The sequence below is a fragment of the Arthrobacter sp. NQ7 genome, assembly GCF_029581595.2.
Taxonomy (GTDB): domain Bacteria; phylum Actinomycetota; class Actinomycetes; order Actinomycetales; family Micrococcaceae; genus Arthrobacter; species Arthrobacter phenanthrenivorans_B.
On record NZ_JARFXU020000002.1, the window covers coordinates 399960 to 417120 of the forward strand.

16 protein-coding genes and 1 tRNA gene are annotated in these 17161 nt (G+C 66.9%); 5 read left to right on the forward strand and 12 right to left on the reverse strand.

Annotated features, from left to right (window positions below):
- Positions 1-2: 2 nt before the first annotated feature.
- From PUN71_RS04635 to PUN71_RS04655, 5 genes are all read right to left on the reverse strand, one after another.
- Positions 3-1223, reverse strand: coding sequence for a pyridoxal phosphate-dependent aminotransferase (locus tag PUN71_RS04635; protein WP_043452704.1), 1221 nt, complete (start codon positions 1221-1223; stop codon positions 3-5).
- Between the two features lie 139 nt (positions 1224-1362).
- Positions 1363-2325, reverse strand: coding sequence for an ABC transporter substrate-binding protein (locus tag PUN71_RS04640; RefSeq protein ID WP_277797499.1), 963 nt, complete (start codon positions 2323-2325; stop codon positions 1363-1365).
- Positions 2322-3068 carry an ABC transporter permease gene (locus tag PUN71_RS04645; protein WP_277797500.1) on the reverse strand — a complete coding sequence of 249 codons (747 nt, stop codon included), beginning with the start codon at positions 3066-3068 and terminating at the stop codon, positions 2322-2324. Before PUN71_RS04645 ends, PUN71_RS04640 begins: the two co-directional genes overlap by 4 nt.
- Positions 3065-3781 (reverse strand): ABC transporter permease, encoded by a 717-nt coding sequence (locus PUN71_RS04650; RefSeq protein ID WP_043452698.1) that lies wholly within the window; start codon positions 3779-3781, stop codon positions 3065-3067. Before PUN71_RS04650 ends, PUN71_RS04645 begins: the two co-directional genes overlap by 4 nt.
- A complete protein-coding gene (locus PUN71_RS04655; protein ID WP_043452697.1) occupies positions 3781-4881 on the reverse strand; it encodes an ABC transporter ATP-binding protein in 1101 nt (366 codons plus the stop codon). Before PUN71_RS04655 ends, PUN71_RS04650 begins: the two co-directional genes overlap by 1 nt.
- A 220-nt stretch (positions 4882-5101) precedes the next feature.
- Between PUN71_RS04655 and PUN71_RS04660 the strand changes: the two genes are divergently transcribed.
- Positions 5102-6118, forward strand: a complete 1017-nt coding sequence (locus PUN71_RS04660) for a pirin family protein (RefSeq protein WP_277797501.1) — start codon at positions 5102-5104, stop codon at positions 6116-6118.
- Positions 6119-6128: 10 nt separating this feature from the next.
- On the opposite strand, the gene PUN71_RS04665 is transcribed toward PUN71_RS04660, so the two are convergent.
- Together PUN71_RS04665 and PUN71_RS04670 are read right to left on the reverse strand one after the other, a co-directional pair.
- Positions 6129-7124 carry an N-acetylglucosamine kinase gene (locus PUN71_RS04665; RefSeq protein WP_502860006.1) on the reverse strand — a complete coding sequence of 332 codons (996 nt, stop codon included), beginning with the start codon at positions 7122-7124 and terminating at the stop codon, positions 6129-6131.
- A gap of 119 nt (positions 7125-7243) precedes the next feature.
- On the reverse strand, positions 7244-8218 hold the full coding sequence (locus PUN71_RS04670) for a LysR family transcriptional regulator (RefSeq protein WP_043452693.1): 975 nt from the start codon (positions 8216-8218) through the stop codon (positions 7244-7246).
- Between the two features lie 94 nt (positions 8219-8312).
- On the opposite strand from PUN71_RS04670, the gene PUN71_RS04675 reads away from it, so the two are divergent.
- Complete coding sequence (locus PUN71_RS04675) at positions 8313-9563, forward strand: MFS transporter (RefSeq protein WP_277797502.1); 1251 nt, start codon at positions 8313-8315, stop codon at positions 9561-9563.
- Positions 9564-9679: 116 nt separating this feature from the next.
- On the forward strand, positions 9680-10183 hold the full coding sequence (locus tag PUN71_RS04680; protein WP_043452765.1) for an Lrp/AsnC family transcriptional regulator: 504 nt from the start codon (positions 9680-9682) through the stop codon (positions 10181-10183).
- Between the two features lie 14 nt (positions 10184-10197).
- On the opposite strand, the gene PUN71_RS04685 is transcribed toward PUN71_RS04680, so the two are convergent.
- Entirely contained in the window at positions 10198-11451 is a 1254-nt protein-coding gene (locus tag PUN71_RS04685; RefSeq protein WP_277797503.1) for an MFS transporter, read from the reverse strand.
- A 168-nt stretch (positions 11452-11619) separates the two neighbouring features.
- Here PUN71_RS04685 and PUN71_RS04690 point away from each other — a divergent pair, with 168 nt between their 5' ends.
- Together PUN71_RS04690 and corA are read left to right on the forward strand one after the other, a co-directional pair.
- Positions 11620-12114, forward strand: a complete 495-nt coding sequence (locus PUN71_RS04690) for an Lrp/AsnC family transcriptional regulator (RefSeq protein WP_205622256.1) — start codon at positions 11620-11622, stop codon at positions 12112-12114.
- The gene (gene corA, locus PUN71_RS04695; RefSeq protein ID WP_043452690.1) at positions 12115-13110 is read left to right on the forward strand and encodes a magnesium/cobalt transporter CorA; all 996 of its coding nucleotides are present in this window, start codon (positions 12115-12117) and stop codon (positions 13108-13110) included. It begins immediately after the preceding gene.
- A gap of 31 nt (positions 13111-13141) precedes the next feature.
- Here corA and PUN71_RS04700 read toward each other — a convergent pair whose 3' ends face one another.
- The 4 genes from PUN71_RS04700 to PUN71_RS04715 form a co-directional block, all read right to left on the reverse strand.
- Positions 13142-13903 (reverse strand): Pr6Pr family membrane protein, encoded by a 762-nt coding sequence (locus PUN71_RS04700; RefSeq protein ID WP_277797504.1) that lies wholly within the window; start codon positions 13901-13903, stop codon positions 13142-13144.
- 104 nt (positions 13904-14007) lie between these two features.
- Positions 14008-14160, reverse strand: coding sequence for a hypothetical protein (locus PUN71_RS04705; protein ID WP_018760353.1), 153 nt, complete (start codon positions 14158-14160; stop codon positions 14008-14010).
- Between the two features lie 115 nt (positions 14161-14275).
- Complete coding sequence (locus PUN71_RS04710; protein WP_277797505.1) at positions 14276-16753, reverse strand: PEP/pyruvate-binding domain-containing protein; 2478 nt, start codon at positions 16751-16753, stop codon at positions 14276-14278.
- 213 nt (positions 16754-16966) lie between these two features.
- Positions 16967-17039, reverse strand: a tRNA-Ala gene (locus tag PUN71_RS04715).
- Positions 17040-17161: the final 122 nt, after the last annotated feature.

A 17161-nucleotide genomic window follows, 5' to 3' on the forward strand; every position in this document is an offset into this window, starting at 1 on the left:
GGCTAGTTCCCCTGGTACCTGCTTAGGAAGTCCCCCATCCGGCCGATGGCTTCCTCGATGTCCTTGACGTTGGGCAGCGTCACCATGCGGAAGTGGTCCGGGCGCACCCAGTTGAAAGCCCTGCCGTGCGACACCAGGATCTTCTCTTCCTTCAGCAGGTCCAGGACGAACTTCTCGTCATCCCGGATGTGGTACACCTCAGGGTCCAGTTTCGGGAACAGGTACAGGGCACCTCGGGCCTGCTGCGTGCTGACCCCGGGAATGGCGTTCAGCATGTCGTACGCCTTGTTGCGCTGCTCCAGGAGCCGGCCGCCAGGAAGGATCAGGTCGTTGATGCTCTGGTAGCCGCCCAGGGCGGTCTGGATGGCGTGCTGGGCGGGAACGTTCGCACACAGCCGCATGTTCGCGAGCAGGTTGATGCCTTCAAGGTAGTCCGCGGCGTCCTTCTTCGGCCCGGAGATCGCCATCCACCCGGCCCGGTAGCCGCAGACGCGGTAGGCCTTGGACAATCCGCTGAAGGTCAGGCACAGGACGTGGTCACCGGTGAGCTTGGCGAGGTTCACATGGACGGCGTCTTCGTACAGGATCTTCTCGTAGATCTCGTCGGCGAAGATCACCAGGCCGTGCTTTTCCGCAAGCGCAACAATGCGCTTGAGCGTTTCCTCGGGGTAGACGGCGCCGGTGGGGTTGTTGGGGTTGATGACCACGATCCCCTTGGTGCGGGGCGTGATCTTGGCTTCCATGTCCTCAAGGTCGGGCTGCCAGCCGGAGTCCTCGTCACAGAGGTAGTGGACGGGCTTCCCGCCGGCCAGCGCCACGGAGGCGGTCCACAGCGGGTAGTCCGGGGTGGGAATGAGGACTTCGTCCCCCGAATCCAGCAGCGCCATCAGGGACATGGTGATCAGCTCGCTGACGCCGTTGCCCAGGTAGATGTCATCAACGTGGATGTTCTGGATGTCGCGGGTCTGGTAGTACTGCGACACGGCGGTGCGCGCGGAAAAAATGCCGCGGGAATCGCTGTACCCCTGGGCGTGCGGCAGGTGGCGGATCATGTCCACCAGGATGGCGTCGGGCGCTTCGAAGCCAAACGGCGCCGGGTTGCCGATGTTCAGCTTGAGGATCCGGTGGCCCTCTGCCTCCATCTGCTGGGCTGCCTGCAGGATCGGTCCACGGATGTCGTAAAGGACGTTGTTGAGCTTCGTGGACTGCCTGAATTCTGCCATCCCTCAAATATGCCACAGGAAGGATGCATCGCCGTTGAGACGTCCACCACACGCCGACGGCGGCTGCCGGACCTTCGCAAGTCCGGCAGCCGCCGTCGTGGTCACCCCTCAGGCGCCCGCCGTGGCGGGCAGGCAACGCCTACTTGACGATGCCCTTTTCCTTGAGCCAGGCAGTCGCCGCCGTCTTGGCATCCTGCTTCTGGCTGCCGCTGACCGCACGGTTAAGGTTGATGAGGTCATCCGTGGTGAGGATGCTGGACACCGAGTTCAGCGCCTCCTTGGCCTTGTCGGTCATCTTGGCCTTGTTGTACAGCGGCAGCACCTGCTGGGCGATGAAGTTGTTCTTGGGGTCGTCCAGCACCACGAGGTCGTTGTCCGCGATGGACGGGGTGGTGGTGTAGATATCGGCCACCTGCACCTGGTCCTCGAGCAGGGCCTTGAGCGTTACCGGGCCGCCGCCGTCGCTGAACGGTTCCAGCTTCTTGGGCACGCAGTTGTAGTTCTTCTTCAGCCCCGGAAGGCCGTACGCGCGCTCAGCGAAGGTGGCCGGGGCCCCCACGACAATGTCGCTGCAGACCTTGGCGAGGTCCTCGATGGACTTCAGCTGGTACTTCTCCGCGGTCGCCTTGGTGACCACCATGGCGTCCTTGTCCTCGGCCTTGGACACGTCCAGTACGGCCAGGCCGTCAGGGAGCTTGCCCGGCAGGGCCTTGGCGATGTCGCCGGCCGAGACCTCTTTGGCCTCCTTGTCCACGTACAGCAGCAGGTTGCCGCTGTAGTCCGGCACCACGTCCACGGAACCGTCCTGGACGGCCTTGAAGTAGACCTCGCGGGAGCCGATGTTCGGCTTGGTGGTGGCGGTGATCCCGTTGGCGTTCAGGGCGCCGGCGTACAGCTCGGCGATGATCTGGCTTTCCGGGAAATCGGCGGAGCCCACGACCAGGGAGGTCGCACCGCCGGATGCACCGCTGCTGGACGCAGGCGCGTTCTTCAAAGGATCGGACGATCCGCCACAGGCGGACAATGCCACTGCCAGGCCAAGCCCGGCGGCCAGGCCGCCGAATGCCCGCCTGCCGAGGCGCTGGGGACGGCTATCTTTCATGACTTACCTCCTTGTACGACAGTCTCCGCAACAACGGGGTCTGTGAGATCAACCGCAGCCTCCTGGCTGCGGCGGGACTGCTTTGAGGCCCCTGGTGACAGGAACAGCCTCTGGACCAGGGACAGGACGAGGTCGACGGCGATCGCGAGCACCGCGATGAGCAGGGACCCTCCCAGCATCTGCGGGAAATCGCTGAGGACGAGTCCGTCGAAGAGGTAGCGGCCGAGCCCGCCCAGATTGATGTAGGCCACCACGGAGACGGTGGCGATGACCTGGAGCACGCCGGTCCGGAAGCCGCCGAACATGACGGTGAGGGCGTTGGGCAGTTCTGCCCGGAACAGGACCTGCAGTTCGGTCATCCCCATGGCGCGGGCAGCGTCCACGACGTTCCTGTCCACGCTGGAAATGCCGGCGTAGGTGCCTGCCAGGAGCGGCGGGACGGTGAGGATCACCAGGGCCCAGATGGGCGGCATCAGCCCGATGCCGGCGAGCAGCACGAAGAGTATGAGCAGGCCAAGGGTGGGCAAAGCCCGCAGGGCCCCGGCCAACGCGACGACCGCCACCCGGCCCCGTCCGGTGTGGCCGACAAACAACCCGACCGGAACGGCGATGGCCGTGGCAATGAGCATGACCAGGCCGGTGTACTGCAGGTGCTCGGCAAGCCGGACCGGAATGCCCATGCTTCCGGACCAGTGGAGCGGATCGGCGAGCCAGGCGAACGTGTCGGCGAAGACGTTGCTCATGCCGCCTCCCCTGCCGTGGACGTGGCCGGCGCACTGGCGGGGTGCGGTCCGTGGTCCGCTGCCGTGTGGCCGCGCCGCTTGCCGGCACGCTCCCAGGGGGTGAGCACGCGTTCCAGCAGCACCAGGACGGCGTCCATCACCAGCGCCAGGACCAGGATGGCAACGATTCCCACCACCACCTCGGTGACGAAGTCGCGCTGCAGGCCGTCGGTGAAGAGCATGCCCAGGTTGCCGACCCCCAGCAGGGCGGCAACGCTGACCAGCGAAATATTGCTCACGGACACCACCCGCAGGCCGGCGAACATGACCGGGAGGGAGAGCGGCAGGTCCACCTGCAGGAACCTGGCCAGTGGCTTGAAGCCCATGGCCTGGGCGGCCTGGCTGACGTCCGCGTCAACCGAATCGAAGGCGTCGAGGGCGGCGCGGACCAGCAGCGCCACAGCGTAGATGGTCAGCGCCACCACCACGTTGAGCGGGTCCAGGATCCGGGTGCCCAGGATGGTGGGCAAAATGATGAACAGCGCGAGCGACGGGATGGTGTACAGGAGGGACGAGGCCGTCAGCACCGCTGAACGAAGCGCTCCGTTCTGCCGGGCCAGCTGCGCCAGCGGGATGGAAATCACCAGGCCCAGGACCATGGGGACCAGCGCCAGGACCAGGTGCTGTCCGCCGCGTTCGAGGATCATGCCGGTGTTGGCCAGGAACCATTCCATCAGAGGGCAGCCTGCCGCACCTGGCGCGCTTCCTCGATCAGTGCCAGGACTTCCCCGCCACGGACCACGCCGAGGACTTTGCCGTCCGGATCAACGGCAACGCCAAGGCCCGACGGCGAGGACAGGGCAGCGTCCAGGGCGCGCCTGAGGCTTTCACCCGGGCGGAACAGGGAACCGCCGGGAACGAGCTCGGTTTCGGTGCCCGGCGCTGACCAGCCCAGCGGACGCAGGTCTCCGTCCACCACCAGCTGCCAGCCTCCGGCTGCGCTCGAATCGGACTGGTAGCCTCCGGCCGAGCGGACAATCGTGGGCACCGGATGGATTGCCACGCCGTCGGCCGCGGTGAAGCCCAAATGGCGGAAGCCGCGGTCACGTCCCACGAACGATGCCACGAAGTTGTTCGCCGGCGCCCGCAGGATTTCTTCCGGCGTGGCGTACTGGGCCAGCTTGCCGCCGGTGGCGAAAACGGCCACCTTGTCGCCGAGGATGGTGGCCTCGTCAATGTCGTGGGTGACGAACACGATGGTCTTGGCCAGGTCTTTTTGCAGGCGCAGGAGTTCCTGCTGCAGTTCGTCGCGGACCACCGGGTCCACGGCACTGAAGGGCTCATCCATGAGGAGTACGGGCGGGTCCGCGGCGAGTGCGCGGGCCACGCCCACGCGCTGCTGCTGGCCCCCGGAGAGCTGTGAGGGATAGCGCCTGCCCAGGGAGTGTGCCAGTCCCACGACGTCCAGGAGTTCCTCCGCGCGACGGCGGGCGTCCGCTTTCGAGACGCCGTTCAGCCGGGGAACAGTGGCGATGTTGTCCAGGACCGACCTGTGCGGCAGCAGGCCTGCTGACTGCATGACGTAGCCCATGGACCGGCGCAGCTCCGCTGCGGGAACCGAGGTGACGTCCCGGCCATCGACCGTGATGGTGCCCGAGGTTGGCTCCACCATCCGGTTGATCATCCGCAGGGACGTGGTTTTTCCGCATCCTGACGGGCCTACGAAGACGGTGACAGTGCCTTTGGTGATGGACATGGACAACCCATCCACCGCCGGCTGGCCGCCCGGGTACTGCTTGGTAACGCTCTGGAACTCGATCATCGCCTGGTCCATGGTGCGGACTTACCTGTTTCTCTCGGACGGGCTGCTGCCAGCACCGCGACATTGCCATCAGCAAGCTGTTAGTTACGGTAGCCCAAACGGGGGCCGGCTTCAGCAGATCAGGCCCTAATCTCCGCAAAGGAATCCCTACTGTGACCATTCGGTACCCTCCCGTGCGCGGATAGGTCGCCGCCGCACGGACAGCGGAACGGCTGGCGCTTAAAGTGGAGGCGTGACCAACTTGGAAGTTTCACCACAGCAGGAAGTCTGCCCGCCCGCCACTGCCGAAGGAACGCCGGGGCCCTGCCTGCAGCTGTGGCCCGAACGCGAGGTTCCGCTGGGCGGGGTCCGTGCCATGAATGTCAAGCGCACCCTGCCCCAGCGCGGCCTGCCCACGATCGGCGCGTGGTGCTTCCTGGACAGCTTCGGCCCTGACCGGACCGCCATGTCCGTGCTTCCCCATCCGCATATCGGGCTGCAGACCGTGACGTGGCCGCTGGCGGGGAACATCCGCCACCGGGACAGCGTGGGCAGCGACGTGGTGGTGCGTCCCGGGGAACTGAACATCATGACCGCGGGGCACGGGGTGTCGCACTCCGAGTTCGCGGTCCTTCCCGCCGGTGGGGAGCTGCCGATCCAGCGCGGCCTCCAGCTCTGGGTTGCCCTCCCGGACGGGGACCGGCACCGGGAACCGGCGTTCGAACAGCATAGGGAACTGCCCCACGCCACAGGGCCGGGTTTTACCGCCACGGTGATGGTGGGTGAACTTGCCGGGGTGCAGTCCCCAGCAACGATGTATTCGCCGATCGTCGGTGCGGATGTGTCCTGCGAAGGGGAGGCGGTGCTGCCGCTGGACCCCGCCTTTGAGCATGGCATTTTGGTGCTCGACGGCGGCCTGGCGGTGGACGGGCAGGAGCTTCCGGCGGGACCGCTGGGCTACCTGGGCACCGGCCGCAGCGAGCTGCGGCTCCAGGCGCAGCCCGGAACGCGGTTCCTGCTTATCGGCGGTGAACCGTTCGGCGAGGAATTGTTGATGTGGTGGAACTTCGTAGGCCGTACGCATGACGAAGTGGAACAGGCCCGGGAGGACTGGGAAGCCCAGGCCGGCCTGCCGGACGCCGCAAGCGTTGCCTCCCGCTATGGCCTGGTGCCCGGCCACGGCCCGGATGCCGGGCCGGAGGCCGGACGGATCCCCGCTCCCCCGCTTCCCGGCGTCCGCCTGGCGCCCCGTAAGCGTTCCGTCGGCTAGCCGTCTTTCGTCAGGCGGGCTCAGCCAGGAGCTGCAGGACGCCGAACACCGGTTCCTGGTCCAGCACCCGGACATCAGTGATTCCCTTGGCGCCAAGGTTCCGGCGGAACGACTCCTGGACGGGCGCCACGTTCATGCCCAGCCCGCCGCCCAGGATCACAGGGCCCTGGATCTGCAGCTGGCCCAGGACCTGCGCGGCAAGGTCGGCCAGGTCCTTCCCGGCCTGGTCCAGCAAGGCCCCGCTGTCCCGGTGTCCCGACGCGGCCGCCTCCATGACGTGCCGCGCCTGCTGGGCCCAGAACCGCCGCCCTGTGTCGGGTGAATGGAACAGCGCAATCAGCTTGTTGGGGTGGTCCAGGCCGCACGATGCCAGGAGGGCTGCCGTGAGCTGGTCGATGGGGAGGCCCTGGTTCATCCTGCGCAGGCTGTGCCGGACCGCTTCCCTGCCCAGCCAATAACCGCTGCCTTCATCCCCCAGGAGGTATCCCCAGCCGCCGGCCCTGGCCTCGCCGCCGTCGGAATTCCGTCCCCAGGCGGCTGAGCCGGTCCCCGCAATGACCGCCACTCCGGCAGTTGCGCGGCCGGCCGCGAGCAGGAGTCGGGAATCATGGACAACGGTGACCCGGGCCTCCGGCACCAACGGCTGGATCAGGGCAGCCAGTGCTGCGGCGTCCTCGTCGGTATCGATCCCGCCGGACCCCGCGTACACCCTGTCAACGCGACCCCCGCCGATCCTGGCGAACAGATCGGCCAGGTTGTGGGCCGCCTGCTCCCTGCTGACGTTCTGGACGTTCGAACTCCCCGACGAGTCATCGGCAACCGGCCGGCCGTCTTCAAAACGGACGCCATGGGTCTTGGTGCCGCCGATGTCCAGCCCGATCATCACGCCCTGCAGCGCACCGCCTGGCTGCGGGTTGCCGTGCAGGGATTCACGCTGCGGAGCATCGGACGGCGGGCCTGCCGGTTGGTGGACGGGGCTGGCGGAGGGGTTCTGCGTGTTGGTCACGTCACAAGGGTACTGGGGCGCGGCGGGACGGGCGCATACGTCGCACGGGCCCGGCGGTTGCTGCCGCCTCCGGTCAGGAGGCCTGCCTGCACCCCGCGCCCGGTGCGCAGCGGCAGCGGTCAGCCACTTGCCTTCCTGGCCAGTCCGGCGACCAGGGCGGGCCCCTGGCCAACCACCAGTTCCCGGAAAAGCCGGGCCGGAAGGGGTTCGCTATCGGGCTTCCGCCGCCGCCAGCTGACACCCACTTCCCGGAATGCCAGCGCTGATTCCAGCGGAACTTCCACCCATCCCAAATCCCCCGTTTCGGGGCGCAGTATCCGGCCCGGCGCGTCACCACCGGGTGGCAGGATGCTGACGCCGAGGCCCGCGGACACCAGGCCGCGCACCGTGTGCGAATCCTGGCTTTCGAAGGCAATCCTGGGCCGGTATCCCGCCTCCCTAAACAAGGCATCGGTCAAGGACCGCAGCCCGTACCCGGGACCGAGCGCAACGAACGGCTCGCCCCGGATGTCCGCCAGGCGGGCCGCGGGCTGCCGCGCAAGCGGGTGGGCATGATGCACCACCAGCCGGAGCGGCTCGCGGTACAGGGGCGCCGAATCGAGGTTCCTCCCGGCAGGAGCCACCGGCGCCGTCAGGGCCAGGTCCGCTTCGCCCGCAGCCAGTTCGTCCAGGCACTGGCTGCGGGCGCCCTGGCTGAGCCGGAACCCGGCGCCGGGGTGGCGTCCGCGGAAGGCGCTGATGAGCAGCGGCAGGGTGGCCTCGCCGAAGGTGTGCTGGAATGACACGGAGACGGTGCCCCGGACCACCTCGGATTCATTCCGGACCACATCCAGCCCGGCCTGGAATTCTGCGAGCGCCTGCTCGACGTAGGGCAGCAGGGTGCGTGCAGCAGGCGTGAGGCGGACGCCGCGGCCGTCCTTGACCACAAGTTCGGTGCCGACGGCGGCGCTCGCCCGGGCGAGCGCCCTGCTCACCGATGATTGGGGGACGCCCAGGATTTCCGCAGTCTCCGTGACGTGCTCGGTGCGGCCCAGCTCCGCCAGCACCGGCAGCAACGGCAGCAACTGCGCGAGCTGTTTCCGGTCCGGTTCCATGCGCAGCTCCTCCCCGCAAACAATCCAATCCTGCTATCACTTTGACATTAAAGATGCATTGGATGCATTTATTTCCATTGGCTACGCTGGCTGGATGCCACAGAGTCCCAGCGTCGACGCGCCGCGAAACTGGAACGGCCATGTGAAGGGATCAAGGGCTTATGGCCGGATTCTCGCCGGCCTGTCCTGCGCCGGGGTGGCCACGTTCGCCCAGCTCTATTCCACCCAGGCAGTCCTTCCCCTCCTTGCGGCGGACCTGCACATTGGCGCCGCGGAAGCGGCACTCACCATATCCCTGGCCACCATCGGCCTGGCCGCCACCGTAATTCCCTGGTCCTTCCTGGCGGACAGGATCGGCCGGGTCAAAGCCATGATGTGGGGCATCACCGCGGCCACCATTCTGGGACTGCTGGTGCCGTTGTCCGCCAACTTCGCCATGCTGCTGTGCCTCCGGCTGCTGGAAGGCATGGCCCTGGGCGGCATCCCGGCCATTGCCATTGCCTACCTCAACGAGGAGGTCAGCAAAGCACATGCGGCCCTGGCAGCTGGAAGCTACGTTGCAGGCACCACGCTGGGAGGACTGTCCGGACGGCTCGTGGCAGGCCCGGCCGGGGAACTGTGGGGCTGGCGCCCGGCGGCCCTGGCCGTATCCCTGCTGGCGACCGTTGCCGCCGTCGTCTTCCTTGTCCTGGTGCCCCGGGCGCAGGGGTTTGTCCCGGCCCCGGCCGCCGGCCTCCGCAACGCCCTGCGGACCCTTGCGGGGCACCTGCGCAATGTCCGGCTGCTGGCCTTGTACGCCCAGGCCTTCCTGATGATGGGCGGCTTCGTGGCCGTTTACAACTATTTGGGCTTCCGGCTGTCTGCGGCCCCGTTCGGGCTGCCGGCCACTGTCGTCAGCCTGATCTTCCTGGCCTACTTGTCCGGAACGTTCTCGTCCCGGTGGGCGGCAGGCATGACGGCCAGGTACGGGCGCCGGAATGTCCTCCTCGCCGGGCTCGGCCTCGCCCTTGCCGGACTGGCGCTCACCCTCACTCCATCGCTGGTGCTGATCCTGGCTGGTCTGGTGGTGTTCACCGGCGGCTTCTTCGCCGCCCACAGCATCGGCTCCGGCTGGACGGGTGCCATAGCGAGCGCCGGCCGGGCCCAGGCCGCTTCGCTGTACAACCTGGCCTACTACCTGGGATCCAGCCTCCTGGGCTGGGCGGGCGGCCTGGTGTTCCAGGCGTGGGGCTGGACCGCCCTCGCGGGGGCCGTCATGGCCCTGGCGTGCCTGACGGCCGCTACTGTCGCCGTCGTCCATCCCCGTCGGGGGTCCCTGCGTGAGCGGACCCCGGCTGCGAATTAAGCGCCCGCCGGGGACGGCAGAACGGTCCAGATATTCGGCGGGACCTGTGGTGGAAGCACTGAGGGCGGGCATTCTGCGGTCTAGGATGAACGGAGGAGCGCGTGGAAGGAACCGCAGTGAGTACGAATCCCAGGAACATCAGGGCCGGGGCACATCTTGAACCGCTGGATGCCATTGATGAGCGGCTGCTGGCGGCCCTGGTGGCAGACGCCAGGATTTCCAACAAGCAGCTTGCCGAAATGGTGGGGATCGCGCCGTCCACGGCCTTGATGCGGACGCGCGCATTGTCCGAACGGGGCATTGTGCAGGGCTACGAGGCCAAGCTGAGCCTGTCGGCCATCGGCAGGTCCGTGCAGGCGCTGGTGGCAGTGCGGCTCCGGGCCCACGACCGGGACCAGATCGACCGCTTCACCGCCCGCGTGCCGCATCTGCCGGCCGTGCTTTCGACGTTCCACACCTCAGGTTCCGTGGACTACCTGCTGCACATCGCCGTCGGAAGCACCGAGGACCTGCGTGACTGGGTCCTGGACAACCTGGCCACGGACCCCGTGGTGGGCCATACCGAAACAACGCTCGTCTTCGAACACATCCAGGGCAACCACGGACCGCTTCCCGAGTAGCCCGGCCATCCACCTCAGGCGGACAGGTGGCTTGCCGTCCTGATGGACGGTGCGAGGGTGGCGGCCGCCAGGAGCAGCGCCGCAGAGCCGCACAGCAGGACGAAGGCCTGCACGGCTTCCGCCATGCCCCACACCGCGCTGGCCCAGCCCAGGCCCAGGACCGGAACGGCGCTGCCAAGGTACGTGATGACGTACACGGTGCTGATGATCTGCGCGTGGCGTGCCGGTTCCACCTTTCCCGCTACATCGTTGAAGACCGTCCGGAAGGCGGTCCCCTGCCCCAGGCCTGCGGCGACGGCAGCGCTGACCAGCAGGAGGGGGCTGTGCCAGGCTCCTGCGGCGCCCAGCAGGAGCACGGAAACGCCCAGGACGGCGAGCCCTGCAGGTATGGCCAGGCGGCCGCGTAGGCTCACCAGCTGGCTCAGGGCCGACGACGCAAGCGGGAGGCCTGCCAGTACCCCGATCAGTGGACGGGAGTCCGTGCCCAGGACCTGTGCGAAGTAGCCGGGGGCCAGCGAAAGCGAGAAGCCGAAGACCGCAAAACTCAGGAATCCGACGCCGGACGCGAGCCAGAAAGCGCCCCTCGCCTGCCGGGACACGGAGGGGCGGCGCGGGGCAAGGGCATGCAGCGGCCGCGGCGTGGAGGGCACCATGATCGCCGGGCGGGCGCGGATCAGGTACAGGGGCACCAGGAGACCGGCCAGCAGCAGCGAATGGACCAGGTACGGAGCCGTGGTGGCGCCGGGAAGCAGTGACAGCAGCCCGCCGATGACCGGCCCGGCCGCAACTCCCCCGGAAGAAGCCAGCAGGGTGAAGCGTGACGCCCACTCCGGCCGGGAGGGCAGCAGTTCCCGCAGCGCGGCGGCGCTGGCGCCCGTGGCGAGCGCGACCGCCATTCCCTGCAGCGCCCGGCCCGCGCACAGTGCGGCCAGCGTTCCCGCCCCGGCGAAGATCCAGCCGCCGGCCAGCCCGGTCAGAACGGCGACCAGGAGGGCTGCCCGGCGGCCGATGTGGTCCGACCAGTGGCCGGCCAGCAGGAGTGTCCCCACCAAGGCCAGGACATAGCTGGCGAAGGCGGCGGTCACGTCCAGGCTGGACAGTCCAAGGTTGGCCTGCAGCAGCGGGTACAGCGGCGTGGCAAGGTTGGCGCCCACCAGGAGCATGAAGATGACCGCCCCGGATATGACAAGGCGCGCCGTGGTGGACGCGTTCCACCCGCTCGGCGCAGCCGTTGCCGGGCGCATGCGCAGTTCACTGAAGACCGTCAAGATGCCGCCTTAGGATCGCCGCGTCGGGTGGTCCTTGTGGGAGCCCGGCGCGGATACAACTGTGATGGTTCAAGAGTGGGGCACGCCTGCGCTATCCATCGATTTTTAGAGGGATAATTGAGCAGAATCATCAACTATTGATGATTGGGATGACCGAGAGTGATGATCATGAACAAGTTGGACCCCACCGACCTGAAGATCCTGCTGGCCTTGATCAGGGATCCCCGCATCCAGATTGGCGAACTCAGCGAGGCCCTGGGCATTGCGAGAAACACGGCGCAATCTCGTGTCCGGCGCCTGTTGCGTGCCGGGGTGCTGCGACCCGGCGGCCGGGAGGTTGACTTGGAGGCGGTGGGCTACGACGTGGTGGCCTTCGTGACCATCGAGGTTTCGCACCGTGAACTCGACGGCGTCGTGGCGGCGCTGCGGCTCATCCCCCAGGTCCTGGAAGTCCATGAGATCTCCGGCCGCGGCGATGTCTGGTGCCGCGTGGTGGCCACCGACACCCATAACCTCCAGTCGTCCCTGCGGCAGGTCCTGAGGATCAAGGGCGTCATCCGGACCGAGACCGTGCTGGCCCTGCACACCCATATCCCCTACCGGACCGAGCCCCTCATCAGCGGCCTCAGCAGCGCCGCCGCTCCGGCGGCTAGGATTTCCTGAATGACCATCATCGATAACGCCGTCTACGTCAACGGCGTCCGGCACGCCGAACCGGAAAGCCTGGAACAGACCTTTGAGACCCTGGCGCAGCATGGCGGCATGGCGTGGATCGGTCTCTACCGGCCAACCGCGGAGGAGATGGCAGCCGTGGCCAGCGAGTTCGGGCTCCACGCCCTTGCCGTGGAAGATGCGGTCTCTGCCCACCAGCGGCCAAAGCTGGAGCGTTACGATGACAACCTGTTCACCGTCCTCAGGCCTGCCCGGTACATGGATGCGGACGAGACCGTGGAATTCGGCGAACTGCACGTCTTCACCGGCAGGAACTTCGTGGTGACGGTGAGGCATGCCGAGACTGCAGGCGTAGCCCGGGTGCGGCAGCGGCTGGAGGCGCGGCCGGACCTCCTCAAGCATGGGCCCGAAGCGGTACTCTACGCGCTGCTGGACCGGGTGGTTGACGACTACGCGCCCGTGGTGGCCGGCCTGGAAAATGACATTGACGAGATCGAGGACCAGCTGTTCAGCGGCGATTCCTCCGTGTCCCGGCGCATCTACGAACTGGCACGCGAAGTCATCCAGTTCCAGCGCGCCATCCACCCCCTCCCGGAGATGCTGGACCAGCTGAAGCGGGGTTTCAAGAAGTACCAGGTGGAAACGGAACTGCAGCACAACCTGCGTGACGTGGAGGACCATGTGGAGCGGGTGATCTCCCGGGCGGATTCATTCCGCGACCTGCTGCAGAACGCCCTCACCCTGGACGGAACGCTGACCGCAAACCGGCAAAATGAAGCCAGCGCCGAGCAGAACGAGCAGGTCAAGAAAATCTCTTCGTGGGCGGCGATCCTGTTCGCACCGTCATTCGTGGCCGGGATCTACGGGATGAACTTCGACAATATGCCCGAGCTCCACTGGCTTTTCGGGTATCCGTTCGCGCTGCTTCTCATGGTGGCTGCAGGAGCGCTGATGTACGGGATCTTCAAAAAGAAGGGCTGGCTCTAGCCGGACACTGCCCCGGGCCTGCGACGAATGGTCAGGCGGCCATTCCGGGGCTGCCTGCGAGGCCTCCACGACTGGCCGGACCTCCGGCCGCCAGCCGGGACCGCGCGTTGCCCGCAGCATGCACAAGAACGGCAACCACCAGGAACGCGGCAAGCACCTGGGTGGTTGCGCCGAGCACTCCCGGCCAGCCGCCGTCGAGCGTTGGATCAAGGAAGTCGTAGACGTACCAGCCGTCGAATCCGCCCCGGATCCACGAGAAGGCCAGGAAAGCGGCCGGGTAGCCGAGCCAGGCAAGCGGCCGCCACCAGGAACCCCGGACCGTTCTCGTGACAAGCAGCCAGTCGAGCACCGCCGCCAGCGGGGCCAGCCGGTGGTGGACCAGCTGCGGCCAGTACAGGTCCAGGCTCCACCATGGCTCTTCAGGAGGAGCCACGAGCACCACATAAATGATCCCCGTCATCACGAGATAGAGGACCAGGGCACCGAACAGGTGGTCCCACCAGGCGGGAAGGCGGTTCCTGGGCCTTGCCCCTGACACGACCATGACCAACCCGAAGACGAGGTTCCCCTGCACCGTGAATTCCGAATACAGCTGCGGGATGTCCACATCGTTGCCGGGCAGGGTCGCATCGATGGTCTTTTGGACGAGTGCAGCGAGCACGAAGAGTCCGATGACGATACGGACGGTGCGGATCCAGGGACGGTCCGGGTTCAGCGCTTCGTTGGCAGCAAGGTGCAGCCTCACGGGCGGAACCGCCGGCTTCCAACCGCCATCATCATCTCTATGGCTCATGCAACCAGCGTGGCGGCGCGAGGCGGTAAAGGACAGGGTCCTTTGGAGGTATGAAGCCGGACGTCCGCCGGGTTAACGACGGGCGGTCCGGCGGGGGGTGTGGATCAGGCGTTGGTTCTGCGCTTCAGCCAGCCCCAGACGCCGGTGGCGACAAAAAGGACGAGGCCAATAATGGCGAGCCAGAGAAGACCCTTCACCACAAAGCCGACGATGGACAGGATGAGCCAGATGACAAGAAGTCCGATGATGATTCCCATGGGGCCAACTCTAGGCCCGGCCGGCCGGAATGAACTGGGCATCGGCCAGCGTTTCGCCCGAAGATACTGCGGCTCGACGTCATAAGCCGGTCCGCACGGCGCTGCTGGCCCTGGCTCACGCAGCGGACACCAGTCCTGCAGTGCCGTCCACGACCACCATCTGACCGTCCGTCAGCGTCCTCGTGCCGGAGCCCGTACCCATGACGGCGGGAATGCCGTACTCCCGGGCGACAATGGCTGCGTGTGAACCCAGGCCGCCGAGGTCCACGACCACGGCTGCAGCCCGCTGGAACAACGGGGTCCAGGACGGGTTGGTATAGGGGCAAACGAGGATCTCGCCGCTGAGCAGCGAGCCAAACTCATCCGGGCCGTGGATGATGCGCACCATGCCCTTGGCCTGCCCCCGGCTGGCCGGGGTTCCGCTCACCAGGGCGCCTTCAGTACCTTTCGCCGTGGTGAACAAAGCACTGGGCTCAAGCAGCGGAATTCCCTCCAGCTCTTTCCGCTTGGCTGCCCTGGCCTGCACAATCCGGCGGTACCTTTCCTTCTCGGCCGCGGAAAGCGCGTCGCCGTCGACCATCGCATCCAGCTCCTCGAAGCGCAGGTGGTAGACGTCTTCCGGCCTGGCCAGGACCCCCGCCCGCGCGAGTCGCCTGCCCAGGTCCAGCAGTGCCCGGCGCAGCGGCGGAAGGACCATGGTGGCGTAGAAGTGGCTGTCTTCCCGGAATGCCATCCCCGCCTTTGCGGATTCGACGGCGGCCGCCATCCGCCGGCGCAGCTGGTGGATCCGCATCGCCGGATGCCGCATTAGGTCTTCGAGTGCTTCACCGGTCTGGTCGGTTGCCGGCGGCCGCTGGCCCGTCATGGATCTAACCAGTCCCAGCACGACCTCGGGGGCTTCGGACCAGGTTGGCGGGCTGCTGAGGACCACACTCATGGTCTCGCGGTGGCCATATTCCGCGAGGAACCGCTTGAAGGCCGCATGGAAGTCGGCGAACTCATCCCGCTGCGTGAGGGCGGCCAGCAGTTCGTCCGGGTTCAGGTGGGTGAAGAGCCCGGCCAGGTCCGGATTTGACTGCACCTGGGCAGCCAGCTGTTCAAGTGCTTTGTTGGCCTGGCTGGTGCGGGTCTGTGCTCCCGCGATCAGTGCCGGTGCAAGCCTGCGCCTGCCCAGCAAGAAGAGCATCGACCTCAACTTCAGCTGGGAGAGAAGCACCCCGGGAAGGTAGGAGATCCTGAGTTCAGTGATCCCGCGCATAGTGGCGAAGGCTTCTTCGGCGAGTGTCACCACGGCCTTCCAGGGTAAGGAACCGGGTTCCTGCATGTTGAGCCGGTCAACGTCAGCAAGGAAGGCGCTGAACCGGGGATCACCTGTCCATCGGGCCGGGCTATATCGTTTGGCCCGCCGGACCAGGGAATACGGCGCGCCCAGCGTACGAAGCGTGGGCCTGGGTACCGGCGGCACCAGCCGGACCACTACCCCGTCCTCCTCCGGCAACAGTTCTTGCAACGGCGGGAACGCAATGCCAACGCTTCCGGCCATGCCGTGGAGCATGGCCAGGATTCCGCGCTGCATCCAGCCGGACACATCGAGCGGATAGGGTCGGACCTGGAACATCTCCAGGAAGAACGGACCAACCAGCCGTTGAAACCGGTTGAGCGGAAATGGCTGCGGCGGCAGGGCCGTGATGGGCCTGGCCTGCACGAGATACGCGCGTCCGCGGGCTATTGCCCACTCCACATCCTGCGGCCGGCCGAAATGGTCCTGCGCCCGCACGGCCAACCGCACCAGTTCCGCCAACTGCTCCTGGCTGAGTTCCAGCCGGGGCTGCGGCGTCCCGCCGGCCATGGCCTCCGGGCCCTCCAGCCCTGGACTGCGGGCGGCCAATCCGCTGCCGCCGGGGCTGAAGGAGCGTAATCTGCCCGCAGGGTCAAGGACATAACGGTCCGGAGTGACCTCGCCTGAAACGATCGCCTCGCCCAGGCCCCGCCCGGCATCGATGACAATCTCGCGGCGTTCCCCGGTCACCGGATTGGCGCTGAACATGACGCCGGCGGTATCTGCCTGGACCATCTCCTGCACCACAACGGCCATGGCCACGACCGCAGGGTCGATGCCCTGGCGGCGCCGGTACGAGATGGCGCGTTCCGTCCACAGGGAGGCCCAGCAATCGACCACAGCCTGCATCACCGCGTCCTCGCCGGCAACATTGAGGTACGTGTCCTGCTGGCCCGCGAACGCCGCACCCGGCAGGTCCTCCGCCGTGGCGCTGGACCGCACTGCTACGGGGCCGCTGCCGAGGGCAGCGTAGGCAGCGGCGATATCTTCGCGAAGCTGCCCGGGGATCCTGGCTGCGCTGAACAGCTGCCGCATCTCAGAGCCGGGCGCATCTGCCTCAACCAGGGCCGCCAACGATTCCCGCAATCCGGACTCCGCGAGCACTGTGCGGTAGCCCGCCGTCGTCACGACAAACCCCGGCGGAACCGGAAAACCTGCCCGCACGAGTTCACCGAGGTTGGCGCCCTTGCCGCCGGCCAGCGCACGGTCCCGGACCCCGAATTCCGCCAGGTTGCCTACAGTCTTGTCGTCCACCCGGGCTCCTGACGTTTCCCGACCAATATTTCCTTCAAGCTAGGCCTAAGACAGGCGGCGCACAACTGGACGTATGGGTGCAGATGTTGCCAGGGCGGGACGCCAACGGGGCGGGGACCTGCAGGGGAAGAACCGGGGAGGCTTGTGCGGCGGTGCTCATTTGGAGCTGCGATGCCTGCGGGGCTGCGCTCATTCTGGCGCTGTGATGACTTGTGGAGCTAAGGAGATTCGAACTCCTGACCTCTTCGATGCGAACGAAGCGCTCTACCAACTGAGCTATAGCCCCCGATCGTGGCCGCTCCTGCGGGGAAAAACCGCTGGTGCGGAACCGGTGTCCCTAGGCTACAAATAATCCTTGCCCAACGCCAATTCACGGCCCCACGCCACTCCGCGGCCCAACGCCAATCC

Excerpts from the sequence above, each read along its gene's own strand:
- PUN71_RS04635 (WP_043452704.1), bottom strand. The coding sequence starts at position 1,223 with ATGGCAGAATTCAGGCAGTCCACGAAGCTCAACAACGTCCTTTACGAC.
- PUN71_RS04640 (WP_277797499.1), bottom strand. The coding sequence starts at position 2,325 with ATGAAAGATAGCCGTCCCCAGCGCCTCGGCAGGCGGGCATTCGGCGGC.
- PUN71_RS04645 (WP_277797500.1), bottom strand. The coding sequence starts at position 3,068 with ATGAGCAACGTCTTCGCCGACACGTTCGCCTGGCTCGCCGATCCGCTC.
- PUN71_RS04650 (WP_043452698.1), bottom strand. The coding sequence starts at position 3,781 with ATGGAATGGTTCCTGGCCAACACCGGCATGATCCTCGAACGCGGCGGA.
- PUN71_RS04655 (WP_043452697.1), bottom strand. The coding sequence starts at position 4,881 with ATGGACCAGGCGATGATCGAGTTCCAGAGCGTTACCAAGCAGTACCCG.
- PUN71_RS04670 (WP_043452693.1), bottom strand. The coding sequence starts at position 8,218 with ATGGAACCGGACCGGAAACAGCTCGCGCAGTTGCTGCCGTTGCTGCCG.
- PUN71_RS04675 (WP_277797502.1), top strand. The coding sequence starts at position 8,313 with ATGCCACAGAGTCCCAGCGTCGACGCGCCGCGAAACTGGAACGGCCAT.
- PUN71_RS04690 (WP_205622256.1), top strand. The coding sequence starts at position 11,620 with ATGAACAAGTTGGACCCCACCGACCTGAAGATCCTGCTGGCCTTGATC.
- corA (WP_043452690.1), top strand. The coding sequence starts at position 12,115 with ATGACCATCATCGATAACGCCGTCTACGTCAACGGCGTCCGGCACGCC.
- PUN71_RS04700 (WP_277797504.1), bottom strand. The coding sequence starts at position 13,903 with ATGAGCCATAGAGATGATGATGGCGGTTGGAAGCCGGCGGTTCCGCCC.
- PUN71_RS04705 (WP_018760353.1), bottom strand. The coding sequence starts at position 14,160 with ATGGGAATCATCATCGGACTTCTTGTCATCTGGCTCATCCTGTCCATC.